Origin of the sequence: Janthinobacterium rivuli, from assembly GCF_029690045.1 — a bacterium.
GTDB lineage: Bacteria > Pseudomonadota > Gammaproteobacteria > Burkholderiales > Burkholderiaceae_D > Janthinobacterium > Janthinobacterium rivuli.
The window spans coordinates 3,515,300-3,530,074 of the sequence record NZ_CP121464.1 but is presented as its reverse complement, the minus strand read 5'-3'; the positions used below and the strand labels follow the sequence as shown (position 1 = coordinate 3,530,074).

At 64.9% G+C, this 14,775-nt stretch carries 16 protein-coding genes; 5 read left to right on the top strand and 11 right to left on the bottom strand.

Annotated elements, in window-relative coordinates:
• Positions 1-27: 27 nt before the first annotated feature.
• A complete protein-coding gene (locus P9875_RS15905) occupies positions 28-1,047 on the bottom strand; it encodes a tyrosine-type recombinase/integrase (protein WP_278315885.1) in 1,020 nt (339 codons plus the stop codon).
• 221 nt (positions 1,048-1,268) lie between these two features.
• On the opposite strand from P9875_RS15905, the gene P9875_RS15900 reads away from it, so the two are divergent.
• A complete protein-coding gene (locus P9875_RS15900; protein ID WP_278315884.1) occupies positions 1,269-2,321 on the top strand; it encodes a DNA-binding protein in 1,053 nt (350 codons plus the stop codon).
• Between the two features lie 8 nt (positions 2,322-2,329).
• Here the strand turns inward: P9875_RS15900 and P9875_RS15895 are convergent, their stop codons facing one another.
• Genes P9875_RS15895 through P9875_RS15880 form a run of 4 tightly spaced genes read right to left on the bottom strand, consistent with a single transcriptional unit; the run spans position 2,330 to position 4,152 of the window.
• On the bottom strand, positions 2,330-2,758 hold the full coding sequence (locus P9875_RS15895) for a GNAT family N-acetyltransferase (protein WP_278315883.1): 429 nt from the start codon (positions 2,756-2,758) through the stop codon (positions 2,330-2,332).
• A 21-nt stretch (positions 2,759-2,779) separates the two neighbouring features.
• A complete protein-coding gene (locus P9875_RS15890; RefSeq protein WP_278315882.1) occupies positions 2,780-3,331 on the bottom strand; it encodes a hypothetical protein in 552 nt (183 codons plus the stop codon).
• Positions 3,328-3,513 (bottom strand): hypothetical protein, encoded by a 186-nt coding sequence (locus tag P9875_RS15885; protein ID WP_278315881.1) that lies wholly within the window; start codon positions 3,511-3,513, stop codon positions 3,328-3,330. Before P9875_RS15885 ends, P9875_RS15890 begins: the two co-directional genes overlap by 4 nt.
• Positions 3,514-3,543: 30 nt before the next feature.
• Complete coding sequence (locus P9875_RS15880) at positions 3,544-4,152, bottom strand: hypothetical protein (RefSeq protein ID WP_278315880.1); 609 nt, start codon at positions 4,150-4,152, stop codon at positions 3,544-3,546.
• A 188-nt stretch (positions 4,153-4,340) separates the two neighbouring features.
• On the opposite strand from P9875_RS15880, the gene P9875_RS15875 reads away from it, so the two are divergent.
• Together P9875_RS15875 and P9875_RS15870 are read left to right on the top strand one after the other, a co-directional pair.
• Positions 4,341-5,288, top strand: a complete 948-nt coding sequence (locus tag P9875_RS15875) for a VirK/YbjX family protein (protein ID WP_219309175.1) — start codon at positions 4,341-4,343, stop codon at positions 5,286-5,288.
• Positions 5,289-5,392: 104 nt separating this feature from the next.
• The gene (locus P9875_RS15870) at positions 5,393-6,745 is read left to right on the top strand and encodes a serine hydrolase (protein ID WP_278315879.1); all 1,353 of its coding nucleotides are present in this window, start codon (positions 5,393-5,395) and stop codon (positions 6,743-6,745) included.
• A 3-nt stretch (positions 6,746-6,748) separates the two neighbouring features.
• Here P9875_RS15870 and P9875_RS15865 read toward each other — a convergent pair whose 3' ends face one another.
• The 3 genes from P9875_RS15865 to P9875_RS15855 form a co-directional block, all read right to left on the bottom strand.
• Positions 6,749-7,102, bottom strand: a complete 354-nt coding sequence (locus tag P9875_RS15865) for a hypothetical protein (RefSeq protein ID WP_158300110.1) — start codon at positions 7,100-7,102, stop codon at positions 6,749-6,751.
• Entirely contained in the window at positions 7,099-8,667 is a 1,569-nt protein-coding gene (locus P9875_RS15860) for an EAL domain-containing protein (RefSeq protein WP_278315878.1), read from the bottom strand. The genes P9875_RS15865 and P9875_RS15860 overlap by 4 nt, the downstream gene beginning before the upstream one ends.
• Positions 8,668-8,759: 92 nt before the next feature.
• Positions 8,760-10,256 (bottom strand): MFS transporter, encoded by a 1,497-nt coding sequence (locus tag P9875_RS15855; protein WP_278315877.1) that lies wholly within the window; start codon positions 10,254-10,256, stop codon positions 8,760-8,762.
• A gap of 63 nt (positions 10,257-10,319) precedes the next feature.
• Here P9875_RS15855 and P9875_RS15850 point away from each other — a divergent pair, with 63 nt between their 5' ends.
• Entirely contained in the window at positions 10,320-11,216 is an 897-nt protein-coding gene (locus P9875_RS15850; protein WP_278315876.1) for a LysR family transcriptional regulator, read from the top strand.
• A 2-nt stretch (positions 11,217-11,218) separates the two neighbouring features.
• On the opposite strand, the gene P9875_RS15845 is transcribed toward P9875_RS15850, so the two are convergent.
• The gene (locus P9875_RS15845) at positions 11,219-11,788 is read right to left on the bottom strand and encodes a helix-turn-helix domain-containing protein (RefSeq protein ID WP_278315875.1); all 570 of its coding nucleotides are present in this window, start codon (positions 11,786-11,788) and stop codon (positions 11,219-11,221) included.
• 91 nt (positions 11,789-11,879) lie between these two features.
• On the opposite strand from P9875_RS15845, the gene P9875_RS15840 reads away from it, so the two are divergent.
• Positions 11,880-12,410, top strand: a complete 531-nt coding sequence (locus tag P9875_RS15840; RefSeq protein WP_035818834.1) for a GNAT family N-acetyltransferase — start codon at positions 11,880-11,882, stop codon at positions 12,408-12,410.
• Positions 12,411-12,423: 13 nt separating this feature from the next.
• Here P9875_RS15840 and P9875_RS15835 read toward each other — a convergent pair whose 3' ends face one another.
• Together P9875_RS15835 and P9875_RS15830 are read right to left on the bottom strand one after the other, a co-directional pair.
• The gene (locus P9875_RS15835) at positions 12,424-13,608 is read right to left on the bottom strand and encodes a low temperature requirement protein A (protein ID WP_423221854.1); all 1,185 of its coding nucleotides are present in this window, start codon (positions 13,606-13,608) and stop codon (positions 12,424-12,426) included.
• Between the two features lie 52 nt (positions 13,609-13,660).
• Positions 13,661-14,614: a 2-hydroxyacid dehydrogenase gene (locus tag P9875_RS15830; protein WP_035818830.1), complete on the bottom strand. Its 954-nt coding sequence runs from the start codon at positions 14,612-14,614 to the stop codon at positions 13,661-13,663.
• Positions 14,615-14,775: the final 161 nt, after the last annotated feature.

Below are 14,775 nucleotides of genomic sequence, written 5' to 3'. Positions count from 1 at the left end.
CTCCGCTGCACGGTGTCGTCGGGCGCCTCAGCCCGCCGCCTTCTTCTTCGCCTTCAACAAACTCCCGGCCGCATTTTCCTCGAAGCGTCCTGCCTCTTCTATATAGCCATGCACGGTGCCGTCGTGGCGCCAGCCGCCCTGGCGCTTGATGGCCTGGAAATCGGCGCCGGCCCGGTGGGCGCTGGTGGCCATGCCGCGGCGCAGGCTGTGGCTCGATAGTTCCGGCACGTAATCGAGCTCCGCCAGCCTGGCGCAGCCCTCCAGTATCGTGTTGATGCTGCTCGCGTGCAATCCCTTCGCGCCCACGTGCCCCCACTGGTTCACCGTGCGCAATAGCGGGCCCGTGCGGATGTGCGCGGCGGCCAGCCAGGCGCGCAAGGCCGTGGCAGGACAGCAGACGCCGTCACCGAACGGAATCGCCTTGACGATGCCCTCCCCCAGTTGATCCGTTTTCGAGCGGGGCAAGGTGATGACCATGCCCTGCGGCTCCCAGCTCACGTCTTCCAGCATCAACCCCACCAGTTCGCTGCGCCGGAAACCGCCAAAAAAGCCCAGCTGCAGCAAGGCGCTGTCGCGCAAGGCCTTGACCTTGCCCAGCGCGGCCAGTCTGGACACGATCGTTTCCAGATCTTCCAATGGCAAGGCCTTGGCCTTTTTCTTTGGCTTGCCGTGCAGGCGGGCGATGCCGGCCAGGGTTTTGCGCACGGTGGGCGTGGACGCGGGGTCGGCAAAGCCCTGGTACACATGCCATTGCGACAGGGCCGTCAGGCGCAGGGCCAGGGTGCGGGCGTTCAGGCTGTCCGCATACGCCATCAGGTAACGGATGACGGTGGACTCGTCGGCGGGCAGCGCCCCGCCCCAGGCCTGGAAGTGGCGGATGGCGGAACGGTAGGTGCGGCGCGTGTTATCGGACGTGGCGGCGGCGAGAAATGCCTGGTGACGCGCGGTCAGCTCCGCATCGATCAGGGCGCCGTGTAATGGCGCGGTGGCGATGGCGGTGTTTTTGGCCACGGCGGCACGGCGTTTCGAGAGGGGCAAATCAGGCATGGCGGCGGCGAAATCGCGGTTTTGTACTGGGAGACACACAGAATAGCATGCCAAACACCCCCATAACACGCGATAAGCAATCTTATCGTGACTTATATTTTTCAAAGAATGCAAAAATTTATATCGTAATATTATGCGATATTACGTATCATGTAATACGTTACTAAATTTCGCTCATAGGTGGTTTTATGGCCCGCACCGGCATTCTGTACTCTGATGTTATGAAAGCAGCCCAAATCGTCGCTGCCGATGGGCGCAATCCCACGGTCGACAGCGTGCGCGAAGCGCTGGGCAGCACGGGTAGCAAGAGCACCATCGCTCCCCTGCTCAAGCGCTGGAAGGAAGAGTTCCAGGGCGCGGGCGCCGTCAAAACGGAAGCAGGCTTGCCGGCGGAGCTGATGGAAGCGATGCGCGGTGTCTATGAAAAACAGCAGCGCGACGTGGCGCAGCAGCTGGAAACGGGCATGCAGCAGAATCGCGCTGAACTCGACGCGGCACTGGACAAGCTGAAAAAGACGGAAATGGAACGATTGAAACTGACGGAGGCGCGCGCCGCCCTCACCCAGGAATTGCGCGCCACGCAGCACGCACTGGCGCAACTGAAGGAAGAGCACCATTTTCGCGCCGTCACCCTGGCCACATTGCACAGCGACAACGCGGGCCTGACGCAGCGCCTGGCCGACCGGGGCGAGGACATCGCCGCCCTGAACCGCCAACTGGCGCAGGTGCGTTCGCAGTTCGACCATTATCAGGAAGCGGCTGCCACCCAGCGCAGCGAGGAACGGGCCCAGGCACAGCAGCGGGAAAGCAGGCTGGAGCAGGAAAACGCCCAGCTGCAGCAGCGTTTGCAGGGCCAGCAAGCCACCCTGGTGCAACAAGACATGCGGCTGGCGCAGCTGCAGGCGGAGCACGCGCGCCTTGCTGACGAAGCGGCCGCCGACCGCGCAGCGCTGGCCACCGTGCGTCCCGAGCGCGACCAGTTCGAATTTCAATACCTGCAGGCGGCCGCGTCCGCCGACGCCCTGCTGGCCAAGCTCGATACGGCCCTGCTGGCGCTGAACGACGCCAAGGTGGCGCTGGCCGCGCAAGACCGCCAGCTCGACATGCTGGCGGAAAATGGGCAACTATCGCAGCAGAAAATGGAAGCATGGGCGCAGGAGCGCGACGGCTTGTTGCGCGACAATGCCGGCATGGCGGCGCGCCTGGCGCTGCACGACAGCGCGGCATCGACGCCCGCTACGATAAGCTCGAGGACGCCCTCAAGGCAGCCCTGACGCACTCTTTACCGTCGGTAGCGCACCCGTACCCACGCGCCCATGGCATCCACGCCGCTGTCCGCCGCGTCTTCGACCCAGCCCGCGCGCGCATAAAAACGCCGCCCACCCGTATTGGCCAGCTGCGTCTTGAGGCTCAGGTGAGGGCCGAAACGGGCGACGACGGCCGCCAGCAGGTGCGCGCCGATGCCCTGGCCGCTGTGCGCCGGGTGCACGTACAAATGGTGCAGGAAGTACTCCGGCGCGTCGCCCGTGTACACGGCGGCAAAGCCGGTGACGCTGCCATCGGACTCGGCAACGAGAATGGCTTCGCCCTGCGTCGCCGCCGTGAAAACGGCGCTGCCGGCGACCGGGCCGAAGGCGTCGCGCCCGGCCAGGGTCAGGATGGCGGTGCAGGACTGCGTGTCCCCGCTGGCGTAAGGTCGAATCAGGCACATGGCTGGCGCGTTATCCATTCCTTACAGGCGGCGGTTCAGCACGCTGTCGACAGCATGGGTTTTCAGCTCCACCTGGAGCATGCCGTCCTGCAGCCAGTAGCCGTCGGCGCCCTGTTGCAGCGCCTCCATGTCGAGCGTGCCCAGGCTTGGCGCGATGGTGCCGGCGAGCAAGGCCGCAGCGTCATCCCATTCCCTATAAAACAGTTTCAGATACCAGCCGTCGTCGTGGGCAAAGGCGAGAAAGCGGCTGCGCAAGGCGGGCAGCGGCGCGAGCGCGCCATGGTGGCCGAGCATCGCGGCCACGTGCGCATCATCGGAAGCGGGCGGCGCACCCTGCCAATCGGCCCAGGCATGGCTGCCCCAGGCATGGATATCTTCGTGCGCCAGGGCTGGCAGTTGCTGCCGCGTCAAGGTCTGCCAGGCGGCAGGCTTTTTGAGCGTGCCGGCACTGCCCCTGCGCAGCACGATGCCATCCGCCTTGCCGAGGGCAGCAATACAATCCTTGAATTCGATGCCGGAAGCGACCAGCATGTGCTCGGCCGGGTCATGCCAGATATACAGATAATGTCTCAAGTAGTGGTCCGTTTTGGTGTCGGCGACGTGTTCAGGGCCATGGCGGCGCGTATCAGCGCGCGCACGCTGGCCAGGGTTTGGCCGCGCCAGTGCGCCAGCGAGGCGACTTTCGCATCGAGCTGGCTGGCGGCGGTGGCTGCATTCTTCGCCACATCTTCGGGCGGCGTGCGCGGTTCTTTCATGGCTGGCATCTCTTTCACTGCGCGCACGCCTTACTGCGCTGGGTTGGCCATGCAGGGAACCAGCGCGGCAAGGAACTGGTCGCGCAAAGCCTGGTACTGGGCATCCGTCGCGAATTCCCGCTTGTCTGCCGGCTGATTGAGCAGATAGGCGGTGGCGACCGTCCCGCTGGCGGCATGCAGCAAGGTGTATACGCTGATCACGCCCGACGATTGCGTGATATACGGGTTATTCAATCCTAGCACTTCCACGCCCTGGCGCGTGTCCGTTTCCAGCGGCACCAGCTGTGGCGGCTTGCTGTTGGCGGACATCTGCTGCATTTGCGCCAGGATCGTGTCACGGTCGGCGGCAAACTTGCCTTCAACGCTGCGTTCGATCTTCAGGTTCACGAAGGGCAAGCTGCTCTTGTGGAACAGCATCAGCCGATAGCCGTCGGCCACCGATACCTGCCCCTCTCCCGTTGCCAGCTTGACGCTGCGCGTCGTCACGTGCGCGGGCAGGCGGTCCTGCTGCCTGAACTGGAACTCGCTGCGATTGATGCATTGGGCCAAGGGCCCTAGGGGATCGGCCGTGCGGTCTTGCGCGTGGGCGGCCAGTGCGGCAAGCAGCATGGGAATGACAAGCAAGTGGCGGTGGTTCATGAAAGGCATCAGTCATCGGGTTGGCGAGCAGGGAGAATAAGCGCCAGTATTACTAAAAGGCAAATGTTTAGTTGTCATCCTCTAAATATGGGTGGAACAGCGTCTTAATATGAAATTCACCCGGCCCACGTAGCATTCAGATTGGCAAGGCTCTCATTGTGCAGCGCCTGCCATTTTCCGGCTGAACCATGACTGACATCGCTTTATCCCTGCGCCACGGCGCCGCCCTACCCCACCGTGCCAGCGGACACCGCCTGAAAGCGGCGCTGGGCGCCCTCTTCTTTCCACGCCAGCGTACGCGCTGGCAAGCCTTCCTGGGCAGCATGCCAGGCCTGAATTCGCTGGCGCAGCTGCATCCTTGTTTGCGCTTCAAGATCTACCGCCCGTACGCCTCGCGCCAACTCGGTTGCACGGACCGCCTGGCCTTGCTGGAAGGGCATTACCGTTTCCTGTGGCAAGCGGGCGCGCGCACCTTGGTCGAGCGGGCCGCGCGCCAAGCGGTGGTGCTGGCCGCGTTTGACGGCAAGGATGGGGCGCTGTACCGCTTGCAGCTGACGGCCATCCACGACAGCTACCGCGAAGGCGAACTGTGCCTGCGCCTGACGCGCGACGGCCAGCCATTCTACCTGGCCAGTTTTTTATTCCTGCCGCGCGCCGATGGCGTCTCGCTGCAGCTGGGCGCGCTGCAAGGCTTGCGCTCGGAAGCGGGCAAGCTGGCCGTCAAGGAAGCCACGCGGGCGCTGCACGGTTGCCGCCCGAAAAACCTGATGGTGACGGCCTTGCGCGATTTCGGCGATTTTTTTGCCTGCAATAACCTGTTCTTGATCAGCAACGACAACCGCATCGCCCTGAATGCGCGGCGCCGCCGCCATATCGCCGCCGATTACGACCATGTGTGGCAGGAATTGCACGCCTTGCGCATGCGCGATGGCAATTATCACTTGCCCTGCGCGGCTTACCGGGCGCCGGAGCTGGCCGCCGTGCCGTCGAAGAAACGCGCCGATGCGCGCCGGCGCGGCGAATTGCTGCAATGCATGTCCGCCGACATGCGTGCGCAGCTGGCGGGTTTGCTGGACGCGCCCATGGCTGAAAAATGCGCAAGCGCAAGCCTTGGCATACTGACAAAAATGCCATAAACCTCAGGAAGCCTTCATGTTGGGGTCGTATCCTGCACCGGGCATGCCAGCCACCTTCTCCAAGGGCCGGCGTGCATTCGATCCACCCTGGACAAGGTTTCCCCATGACACCCACTTTCGCCCTCCTCCCCCTTTGCCTGGCTGGCACCGCTGCACTGGCCGCCCCCGTGCTGGACGACGCCGTGCGCCAGCGCGCGGAAGAACTGACGCGCGCAGGCATGCACGCAAGCATCGTCATCGCCGTGATCGACGGCAAGGACAGCGCCGTCTACGGCTTTGGCAGCGTACACGCCGGCAAGCACATCAAACCGGGCGCCGACACCGTCTACCAGATCGGTTCCGTCACCAAGACCATGACGGCCTTGCTGCTGGCCGACGCCGTCGCCGAAAACAAGGTCAGACTCGACGAGCCGGTGGCCACTTTATTGCCCGGTTATACCGTGCCCGCCTTCGATGGCAAGAAGATCAGCCTGCTCGACCTGGCCACGCATTATTCTTCGCTGCCGCGCCTGCCCGACAACTTCGCGCCCAAGAATCCGGCCAACCCGTATGCGGACTACACGGAAGCGAAACAGCGGCAATTTCTCGCAGCCTACCACCTGCCGCATGCGCCTGGCACGGCATTTGACTACTCGAACATCGGCTACGCCGTGCTGGGCACGGCCCTGGCCGCACAGGCGGGCAGCAGCTATGAAGCGCTACTGCAAAAGCGCATCGCCGTGCCGCTGGGCATGCGTTCCACCTCGAACCAGCCCACGCACGGCATGCTGGCGCGCCTGGCGCCCGGCCATTTACTGTCGGGCGAGCCGACACCGGCCTGGGATTTGAACGTGGTGGCGCCGGCCGGCGGCGTGTATTCGAGCGCGCGCGACATGATCGCCTACCTGCAAGCGTATATGTTCAAGCCGCTGCGCCCGTATGCACTGGCCATCCTGCCGCAGCGCCCGCTGGCGGCCGACGGCGACACGAAAATCGGCCTGTCCTGGCTGCTGGAGCAGAAACAGGGCCGCAGCTACGCCTGGCACAGCGGCCAGACGGGTGGCTACGCCAGTTATGCGGCGTTCACAACGGACGGCAAGCGGGGCGTGATGGTGCTGACGAACACGGCGCGCGACGTCGACGCCCTGGGCCTGTCCACCCTGCTGCCCGGCACACCGCTGCCGCCGCTGAAGAAGCCGCAAGCGGCCATCGCGCTGCCGCGCGCCGCGCTGGCCGAGTACGTGGGCGAGTATCCATTGGACAAGGATTTCACGTTGACGGTAACCCTGGGTAAGAATGGCCTGGAAGCGGCCGGCACGGGCATGGGATCGGCGCCCTTGTTTGCCAGCGCGAAAGACCAATTCTTCTTCCGCGCCATCGATGCGGACCTGGCGTTTACGCGCGATGCCGCGGGCAAGATCGCCAGCGCCGTGCTCAAGCAAGGCGGGCAGGACGTCATCCTGCCGCGCAAGCCGTAAAAATCACGCTGCCGGGTCTTGCATGAATTGCTCGACCCGGGCGACAAATTCCGCCTTGCTGCGCGTGCGAAACTCGCCGAGGAAGGCGTCGCTGCCCTGGACGATCTTGCCGTGGCGGTCATATGCCACCTTGCCCATCTCCAGCACGAATTCGCCCTGCGGATCGTCCTCGGGCTCAAAGTGCGAATTGAAACAGTAACCGGAGTCGCGGCAGCTGCCCCACAGCAGCAATGCGCTGCTGAACCATTCCATCGTATCGGGGCCAGGCTCCACCTCGAACAGGGTGTTGACGGTGATGTGCCAGCCGCCCGGGACGCGCAGCGGCTGCAAGGGATAGGGAAAGCGTGGCTGTTTCATGTGGACGATGGCGCGCGGCGCGCCCGGTAAAAGGTGAGGAATTCCGCGGCCGGCAGCGCTTTCGCGAACAGCCATCCCTGGCCGAATTCGACCTTGCGCTCCAGCAGATAATCCGCTTGCTGCTGCGTTTCGATGCCTTCGGCCACGATCAGCATGTTCAAGGTGCGGGCCATGGCGATGATGTGCGGCGTGACGCTGCTGGTGGCCGCGTCCGTGCCGATGGTGTCGACGAAGGATTTGTCGATTTTCAGGGCGTCGAGTGGCAGGTTTTGCAGGCTCGACAGGCTGGAATAACCGGTGCCGAAGTCGTCGATGGCCACGGCATGGCCGCGCGCCCTGGCCTTTTCGATGGTGGCGCGGGCCGCTTCCACGTTGATGAAGCCCCGCTCCGTCGCTTCCAGCCAGATCTGCTGCGCCTCGATGCCCGTGCCGGCCAAGGCCCGTTCCAGCACGTCGAGCACCCGGCCCGTTTCGATGTCGCTGGCGCACAGGTTGATGGCGATGTGCAGCTCGCGGTCGGCCAGCAGCGCGGCGCGCATGTCGGCAATGACGCAATCAATGACCTGGTCCGTGATCGGCAGTATCAGTTCGGCATCCTCGGCCACGGGGATGAACAGGTCGGGGCGTATCATGCTGCCGTCGGGGCGGCGCCAGCGTATCAGCGCCTCGGCGCCCACGCACACGCCCGTGTCGAGCGCGATGATGGGCTGATAGTGGACAAAGAATTCACGCCGCTCGACCGCCGTTTCCAGCTCGCCGCGCAGCGACAGCCGGCGGCGCGACAGCCACACGACGATGCCGACGATGAAGGCGGCCATCAACAGGCCCAGCGGCAAGAGCAGCAGCTGTTCGCGGCGCAGCCTCTCGCTGAGCTTGCTGCGCGGCTCGATCATGACGGCCGTCAAGCCATCGCGGTACAGCATCGCATGGATGCTGTCCTCGTGCGCCAGTTCGCCCTTCGCCCCCGTGCCGGCAAGCAGCGTATTGACCAGTGCCGGGTCCGGATGGTGCAAGGTGTCGAGCACGCCGCCCTTGCCGATGGCCACGGCCATCTGGATATCGTTGTCGACGATGACGTCGGAAAAACGCACGGGATCGATCAGCACCTTATGGGCGCGGTAAGACAGCCCCACCATGCGCTTGCCGCCGCTGACGACGGGGCGCAGGTTGAAATCGAGGCCCATGCCATTGTCCAGGATGAAGTCGGCGGGCGTGATGGCGATGCGCTCTTCCTCGATGCCGTTCGACGTGCATTTGAGCAAGCCGTTTTCCACATAACCGATATCGTCGATGCTGCGCGTGGTGATGGTGATGCGGCGCAATTGCTGGACATGGGCTTCCGAACACGGCGCCAGGTCCAGCGCATCGGCGCTGCGCAGGGCCATGCTGGCCGAGGCGATGGAACGGTGGGCGCGCTCGAGCGCGTAGCCGGCGAGCAGGCGCAGGCGTTCCTGCTCGCCCTGCTCGGCGCGCACGGACGACAGATAGAAGGCCAGGCTCAGGGGGGCGGCCACGCCGATGACTGCCACCAGCACACTGGTAATGATGATCCGTTTTCTGCGCATGTGATTACCTGCGGTAGTTATATGATTGCCATGTATTGCTCGATGGCATCATATTACAAGCAGAGGCCGCGCACGCGGAACTTACTGAACAGTTACACTTTTTCCTGCGGCCGCGCCAGCACGAAGACCAGCGCCGCCACCACGGCCGCCAGTCCGCCCGCCAGGTACAGCACGCTGGCAAAGCCGTCGATAAAAGCGTGGCGCGCCGCTTCCTGCGCCACGGCTTGCAGGGCGGGCGGCAACTGGCCAAAGGCCTCGGCCGCGTTGCCGGCGACGATGCGTCCTATCATTTCAGGCGACGCTTTCAAGCCGTGCAGCCACGCCAACTCGTTGAACGATGCGGCCGTGCGCATGGCCAGCACGGCGCCCAGCGCGCCCACGGCCAGCACGATGCCGACAAAGCGCGTCGTCGTGCTGATGCCGGAACCCATGCCCGTGCGTTCGCGCGGGATGCAGGCAAGGATGGCCTTCTGGGTCGTGCCATTGAGCAATCCGGCCCCCGCGCCCGTGACCACCATGCCGGCCGCCACCCAGCCATATTGCAAACTGGAGGCGGCCAGGGCCGTGGCCACGTTGCCCACGGCGACGATCAGCAAGCCCGTCACCAGAATGCCGCGGTCGTCCAAATGGCGCATGGCGCGCGGCGCCAGCCGCGACAGCGCCACCATGGCGACGGCAAACGGCAGCATGGCGCAGCCGGCCAGCACGGCGGAAAAGCCGAAGGCATTCTGCAAATACAGGGGCAAAAAGGTCATCATCACTTGCGCGGCGATGGCGTAGCCAAACATGCCCAGCACGGCGCCGACGAACACGCGCCGGCCAAACAGCGACAAATCGACCATGGGCGCGCGCTGGCGCCGTTCCACGACGATGAACACGGCCAGCAGCGCCGCGCCCCCGGCAAAGCGCAGCATGGTGGCGCGGCTGGACCAGCCCGCAACGCTGGCGTCGATCAAGCCCCAGATGATGGCGAACAGGCCGGCGGAGAATAATGCCGCGCCGAGCGGGTCGAAACTGGCGTTGGAGGCATCCTTCGACTCGTCCACGTGTTTGCTTACCAGCCACATCAACATGGCGACGACAGGCAGGTTCAGATAAAAAATCCAGCGCCAGTTGATGGCGCTCGTGATCAGGCCGCCCAGCAGGGGGGCCACCGTCATGGCCACGCCCATGGCTGCGCCCCACACGGACCAGGCGCGCGCCCGCTCCTTTTCCGCGTGAAACGTGTGGCCGATGACGGCCAGCGCGGATGTGAGCAGCAGCGCCGCGCCGAGTCCCTTGACGGCGCGCGCCACGTTGAGCACGAACGGCGTCCACGCCAGGCCGCACAACAGGGACGCCAGCGCGAACACGGAGAGGCCATACAGCATGACCCTGCGCCGCCCCAGGCGGTCGGCGATGCTGCCGGCGGGCAGCAAAAATGAGGCGAACGCCAGCATGTAGGCGCTGACCACCCATTCCACATCGACAAAGCTGGCGTTCAGCGAGCGGGCGATCGACGGCAGCGAGACGGCCACGACGTTGGTGTCGAGCATGATCAGCGCGCACACGCCCGAGCACGTGTATAAGGTCCAGTTGGTATTTTTCATGCCTGTATTTTAAGCAGGCTTGCATTACTTCCTGTTATAAGACAGCCGCCATATAATTCACTCATGGTGAATATAGTCAAAGAGATGGAATTGCGGCATTTCCGCTGCGTGCTGGCCGTGGCGCACAGCCTGCACTTTGCGCGGGCCGCTGCGGAACTGGGCATTTCTCCGCCCGCGCTGACCAAGCAGGTGCAGGAAACGGAGCAGTTGCTGGGCACGCGCTTGTTCCAGCGCAGCAAACGCGCCGTGTCCCTGACTGCCGCGGGGGAACTGTTCGTCATCGAGGCTGCGCGCGCGCTGGACCAGCTGGCGCAGGCGCAGGAAGTGGCACGGCGGGCGGGACGGGGCGAACTGGGACGGCTGGAAATCGGCTACGTGGCCTCGGCCGCGTATTCCGGCGTGCTGCAAGACCAGTTTGCCCGCTTTCGCGCCAGCCACCCCGGCATCCACATCAGCGCGCGCGAAACCGCGATGGATACCCTGCCCGGTTTGCTGGACCAGGGCCGGGTCGACCTGGCCTTCGTGCGCCCGCCGCTGCACTTGCCGGAAGGCATCGACAGCGTGGTCTTGCTGCGCGACCGCTTCGTGCTGGCCGTGCAGGCGGACAGCCCGTTGGCCTTGCTTGATGTGGCGGCGCCGGCCGCGCTGGCGCAGCAGGCCTTCATCGTGCCGGAACAGGAATTGGGCACATTGGAAGTGAGCCGGCGCGGCGGCTTTGCGGCGCAGGTGGTGTCGCGTCCGGGCAGCCTGGTGGCCGTGCTGACGGAAGTGTCGCTGGGCGTCGGTTGCGCCATCGTGCCCCATTCCGTGATGGCCAGCGTGCAATTGCCCGGCGTGTGCTTTCGCGAACTGGCAGGGCCGCAGATCAGCTCGGAGATCGCCGTGGCCTTCCGCCGCCACGAACAGGCGCCCGCCGCGCGCGCCTTCATTGCCCAGCTGCGCGCGGACGCGCTGGTTTAACTTCAGCTGTTCTTCAAGACTGCCACGGCGTAGGTGCAGGCGGTGGCCGTTTCATTGCTGAACACGCAGTCGGCCGGTGGCCCCAGTTCCAGGCAGTCGCCTTCATCCAGTACGTGGCGGGTCTCCCCTTCGATAAACACGAGGCTGCCGCTGAGCGACCAGATGAGTTGTCGCCGCGACACATAGGCGGCGGCCGGCATGGCCACCACGGCGCCGGGCGGCAAGGTAATATGCACGAGGTCGAGCGGCATGTCGGACGCGGGCGACACGTGGCGCCGCAAATAACCGCTCTGCGGATCGACCCACACGGGCTGTTCAAGCTTGCGCAGCAAGCGGCCGGCCCGCATCTCGGCGCGGGCGATCAGCTCGGACATGCTCAGGTCGAAGGCGCCCGACAGCCGCGCCAGCAAGGTGGCCGTAGGGCTGCAGTCGCCCCGCTCCACCTTGTGCACCATGGCGCGCGACACGCCCGAGCGGGCCGCCAGGTCCGTCAGCGACCAGCCCAGGTTTTCCCGCTCAAGGCGCACCCTGGCGCCGATGCGCTGGTTCAATTCGTCTGGTTTAGTGGACATGCATCTGCTTCCATTCGGATTTTATTGGACAAGTCGTTGGTCGCAATCTATGATTTGTCCATTATAGTAGACGCCTTGCGAGGAAATCAACATGCAGATACGCGATGCCCATGCGGGCGACATCGAGGCCATACTGGCCATCTACAACGATGCCGTCAGCAACACCCTGGCCATCTGGAATGAACGGACGGTCGATGCGGCCAACCGCGCCGCCTGGCTGGCCGACCGTCAGCGGGCCGGCTATCCGGTGCTGGTCGCCATCGATGCGGAAGGAACTGTCGCTGGCTACGCCTCGTTCGGCGACTGGCGCCCGTTCGAGGGTTTCCGGCATACGGTCGAGCATTCCGTCTACGTGCGCGCCGATCGCCGTGGCGCCGGCGTCGGCAAGGCCTTGATGACGGAATTGATCGCGCGGGCGCGCGGCCTGGGCAAGCACGTGATGGTGGCGGGCATTGAGGCGGGCAATGCCGGCTCGATCGCCCTGCACAAGCAGCTGGGCTTCGAGGAAGTGGGATTGATGCGCCAGGTGGGCACCAAGTTCGGCGCCTGGCTGGACCTGGCGTTCTTGCAGCTGCAGCTCGATACGCGCAGCGATCCGGACGGCATTGCGCCGCCCGGTTGAGGTCAAGCAGACATCAAGGATCGATCTCCGGTGGCGGACGGCGCAGCGCCATATGTTCCCACACGGCTACCAATACCAGCACGCAGCTGGTGATGCAGGCCAGGGTCAGGGGCGCATACAGCCTTCCGTAGGCCATCGGGATCAGCGCCAGGATGATCAAAATGCCCAGCAAATGCGACAGCGGCGGCGCGGCGCGCTCGCTGCTGACCCATTTGAACAGTGCATTGCCCAGCAGATACAGGATTGGGCCGCCCAGCAAGGCGCTGATGCCGGCAAAACTCGCCTCATCAGGATGCACGAGGGCCAGTTCATCGGCCACGGCGGAAACGATCACGCCGCCGGCGATCAGCACGTGGATATACGTGTAGGCCTTGCGGGCGATGCGGCCCGGATCTTTCGAGTGGGCGATACGGTGGTGGCCCGCCTCGGCGCCCGTATCAAAGTATATCCACCACATGGCGATGCTGCCGACCAGGGCCGACAAAAAGCCCAGCCAGTTGGCGGCCGTCCATTCCAGGCCCGCGAAGGTGGCGCCCGTCACCAGCAACGATTCGCCGAGGGCGATGATGACGAACAGGCCGCAGCGCTCGGCCATGTGGCTGCCGTCGACGTCCCAGTCGGCCGTCGTCGAGCGGCCCAGGCCAGGCAGGCCGAACTGCATCCAGGGGCCGGCCAGGTCGATCGCCAGTGCCAGCATCCACCAGAAGATGCGCTGCTCGGGCGACGCGAGGCCGCCGGCGATCCAGAAGATGCCGGACAACACGGCCCACAGGGCGATGCGCTGGAAATTGCGGCGGCGCGACAGCGTTTCATGGCGCACGGCCCACCAGGCAAACAGGGGCCGCCCCACCTGCATGGCGACGTAGGCGCCGGCAAAAGCCAGGCCCCGCGTGCCGAACGCTTCGGGGATCGAGGCCGACATGATCAGGCCGCCCAGCATCAGCGCGAACAGGCTGATGCGCACGGGAATGCGTTCGGGGTCGAGCCAGTTGGTGATCCACGACGTGAAAATCCACACCCACCAGACGGCCATCAGCAGCAAACCCGTCTGCAGCCAGCCCATGGCGCTCAGGTGGGCCAGCAAGCCGTGCGACAGTTGCGTGACGGCAAACACGAACACCAGATCGAAGAACAGCTCGATCATGCCCACCTTGCCGCTGTCTTGCCCGCCGCGCGTGCGCAACAGCGATTTTGTCAATTCCATAGCTACTCTTTCATTCAAGCTTGATTAAAACGGTTCATCGTGGACTTTATGGCTTTACGGGTGTCAACAAGGACAAGCCGGCGAAGTGCGCGGCCAGGTTATCGACCACCAGTTGCCCCATCGCATGGCGCGTTTCCACGGTCAGGCTGCCCACGTGCGGCGTCAGCACGACGTTCGGCAAGGCGCGCAATGCGTTTGGTACGCGCGGTTCGTCCGCAAACACGTCGAGGCCTGCCGCGCCCAGGTGGCCATCCTGCAAGGCGGCGATCAGGGCCACTTCGTCGATGAGGGCGCCGCGGGCGATGTTGATCAGGGTGCCTTGCGGCCCCAGCGCATCGAGTATGGTGCGGTCGACGATCTTGCGCGTGGCCGGCGTGCCCGGCGCGCAGACAATCAGGTAATCGCTTTCCTGCGCCAGGGCCAGCAAGGATTCCGCACGCGGCACGCTGGTGCCGGCAATGGCGCGCGGCTGGAAGTAGCGCACATGGACGCCGAAAGCGGCCAGGCGCAGCGCGATGGCCTGGCCGATCTGGCCGAAACCGAAGATGCCGGCCGTCTTGCCGCGCAGGCTGGACGCGGGGGCGATGGCTACGCGGCGTTCCCAGCCGCCGTCGCGCACGAAACGGTCGAGCGTCACGATGTGCCGCGCGCTGGCCAGCAGCAAGGCCAGCGCCACGTCGGCCACGTCATCCGTCAGCACGTTCGGCGTGGTGGTGACGGCGATGCCGCGTTCACGCGCCACATCGAGCGCCACGCCGTCGAGACCCACGCCATTGACGGCGATGATTTCCAGATTCGGCAGCAAGCCCATGTCGGTCGCGTTCAGGCCCAGTGCGCCCGTCGTGACGACGCCGCGGATGGCCGGCGCCCGCTGGGCCAGCCAGGCATGGCGCTCGTCCGCCGGCACCTGCCAGGCGTGGTGGCAGGTATATTGCTGGTCCAGCTGCGCGTTGACGGCTGCCGAAGGGCTGGGAGCGAGGATGAGGAGTTCGGGGAGCATGGGCGTCCTGGGTCGTGTCACATGAATTGCAGACGCAACTTAGCATATTTGAGACCCTGCCGGGGGTGGCATACCCTATTACAGCCCCTAAAACCCTGCACGCCGTGCGGTCTTTACCTGGCATGGATCACGCTTGCATCATGCGTAGGTCGGCGCGACGA